The sequence below is a fragment of the Streptomyces sp. NPDC026417 genome (assembly GCF_055567695.1).
This window is the reverse complement of the sequence record NZ_JBVHPY010000109.1, coordinates 1-2,170: the sequence shown is the minus strand read 5'-3', so window position 1 is coordinate 2,170 and position 2,170 is coordinate 1. Positions and strand designations below refer to the sequence as shown.

Annotated in this window: 1 protein-coding gene and 1 pseudogene; both read left to right on the top strand. The window is 57.0% G+C overall.

What is annotated here, in order from left to right; genetic code table 11:
- Positions 1–347, top strand: a pseudogene (locus ACZ4NT_RS39195) (transposase); the annotation flags it as partial.
- Positions 348–934: 587 nt separating this feature from the next.
- Positions 935–2,170 (top strand): class III lanthionine synthetase LanKC N-terminal domain-containing protein (locus ACZ4NT_RS39190; protein WP_467730206.1); only part of this gene is annotated, 1,236 nt, incomplete at its 3' end.

Genomic DNA, 2,170 nt, shown 5'->3' with positions numbered 1-2,170 from the left:
AGCGAAGGGCTGAAGCCCATGGTGACGGGTCACCAAACGAGACACGACCCCCACCGCGGCCGCCATTTCAAGCCCCAGCGCCTCCACGCCGACAAGCCTACGACCGACCCGACCTGCGCAGATGGCTTCGCGGCAAGCGCATCGGAGTGCGCATCGCCCGCAAGGGCATCGAGTCCAGCGAACGCTTAGGGCGGCGGAGGTGGGTCATCGAACGCACCATGTCGTGGCTGTCCGGCTATCGCAGACTCAGCCCTCGCTACGAGCGCCATCCCCGCAACTACCTGGCATTTCTCGGACTTGCCGCCGCCCTGTGCTGCTACAAGCGGCTCGTCCGCCTCACCACGTAGGACACGGTCTAAGTATCGATTGCTCATTGTGTTCGCTAGGTGAAGCGCAAGCCTGGAGATTAATAACTCGCGCTCTCCAATTCGCGGCAGCGACAAGAGCGAAATAGGATCTACTAAGCGAGGGAAAAATGGAAACCAGTATCCACCTTCTCGAGCTACTCGACGAAGAAGAGCGTCCTGACGCTCTCTATAGTCCTGCAGCAGCTTGGCCCAGCACTCTCCAGCGAGCTGACGGCAACTTCGACGTCGAACCCAAGTAAAGAATAATCTTCAGGAATTTCTGAAGATTTCATCACTACCTAGTCGGCCGCCTCATTCTCAATTCAATGAGGCGGCCGACGTTAATTTTTCACACTGGTTCGATACGCCGAAAACCTTTTCGGTACTCTCGCCGAAACTTCCACATGGTGCAAACTTAAGAATCTTACCATATGTGGTCGACGCCATCGCTGCATTTTCGAGACTTCGCTGCAATGTCCCTCAATAGCTCCCGACACATCAAGTCGGAGGGTGTCGTCTTTAGTGAATTAATCGAAGATCGTACCCCCATTCGGGTAATAATCTAAACTGCTACGGCGTTGCCGCACATGGCCACCCCTGCATCGATCAGGCTCTTTGTGTGGGCTGATTCACCCCAACCGCACGGGTCTGCAAATTCACCGATACTCTGGATCATCATGAATTATATTCCTGTTGTTAGGTCGGATGGATCGGCCGACTCTCTTGTGCTGTTAGATATAGCTCGTGCAGTACTAGCTCGCGCGGGCGGAGATCACTGGGACGTCCTTCCAGGAGATGTCTGGTGTTACGTGCAGCCTCCCATGGAACTGCTACGGAAGCACGGATGGAAACTGCATGTGTCGGCAACTCCACTGTCTGCACCTTTGGTACTCGCCCGGGTAACTGAAGTGTTGGTGCAGCACCAGGCGTCATTTAAGTTCGCCATTGACCTGAGCCGTGTAGCGCAGCTCGGGGGAACCTGGTACAACCGGGGTGGTGGCGGAAAGGTGATCACAGTTTATCCTCGGAACGACGAACACTTCCGGGTGCTGGCGCACAAGCTGCATGAGGCCACTGCCGGCCTGCCGGGGCCGAGGGTTTTGTCGGATAGGCAGCTGTGTTCCGGAAGCATAGTCCACTACCGGTACGGCCAGTTCCGCAGTGAGCAAGTACTGACCGATGACGGACTGTTCGAGCCGCGGATGACCGGGCCGGACGGCAGCGTGGTGAAAGACGAGCGTTCGGCGGGCTTCACTCCGCCACGCTGGGCTCCACCTCCGTTTCCAGACCAGCAGTTGCCCGTCACCTCAGCGCCTGAATCAGTGCTACTGGCTGGGCGGTTCAGGGTGCTGCGCGCAATCCGGCACGCCAACAAAGGCGGCGTATACCGAGCGATGGACGAACGAGAAATGCATGAGGTGATCGTTAAACACGCACGGGCACATATTGGGGCACGACTAGACGGCACTGATGTAAGGGACCGTCTGCGCGACGAGGCCCGCCTGCTGGACCGACTTTCCCCGCTATCGATTGCCCCAGCAAAGATCGATCTGTTTGAGCAGCAGGGAGACCTGTTCCTCGCCCAAGAATTGATACCCGGCGAGCCCCTGAACCGTTGGCAGGAAAAGCTAGCTCGCCAGAAGGATGGCCTCGGTGTGGGCGAGGCGGGAGATATTGCACGTCGATTGGTAGCCGTCGTACGGACGGTACATAAGGCGGGTTTCGTCATTCGCGATTTCAAGCCACACAACGTCATGATCACACCGGATAACAAAGTACGGCTAATTGATGTGGAGTTCTTCACTGAATTGGGCAGCGAATGC